This is a genomic window from Dolichospermum sp. UHCC 0406 (assembly GCF_009712025.1).
Lineage (GTDB): Bacteria > Cyanobacteriota > Cyanobacteriia > Cyanobacteriales > Nostocaceae > Dolichospermum > Dolichospermum lemmermannii.
In genome coordinates, this window is the sequence record NZ_VILA01000052.1 from 1 (window position 1) to 385 (window position 385).

Genomic DNA, 385 nt, shown 5'->3' on the forward strand with positions numbered 1-385 from the left:
CAAGGTAGCCGTACCGGAAGGTGTGGCTGGATCACCTCCTTTTAGGGAGACCTAATCCATTTAGAATTTCGACAGCAATGAAAATTGCTAATAGAGCCTAAATTGGTCTAACCTAGGTCGGTCGCAGACTTGAAGTAAAGCTTTCAAACTATGATTTGGTTCGATAAGGGCTATTAGCTCAGGTGGTTAGAGCGCACCCCTGATAAGGGTGAGGTCCCTGGTTCGAGTCCAGGATGGCCCACCTGAACCAATTAAAAATGCAAAATTAAGAATTAAAAATGCAGAATATCTTTGTTTTTAATTTTTAATTATCAATTTTTAATTGTTTTTGGGGGTTTAGCTCAGTTGGTAGAGCGCCTGCTTTGCAAGCAGGATGTCAGCGGTT

At 41.8% G+C, this 385-nt stretch carries 1 tRNA gene; it reads left to right on the plus strand.

From position 1 onward, the window contains the following. Positions 1–167 precede the first annotated feature (167 nt). Positions 168–241, plus strand: a tRNA-Ile gene (locus FJR09_RS24350). Positions 242–385: the final 144 nt, after the last annotated feature.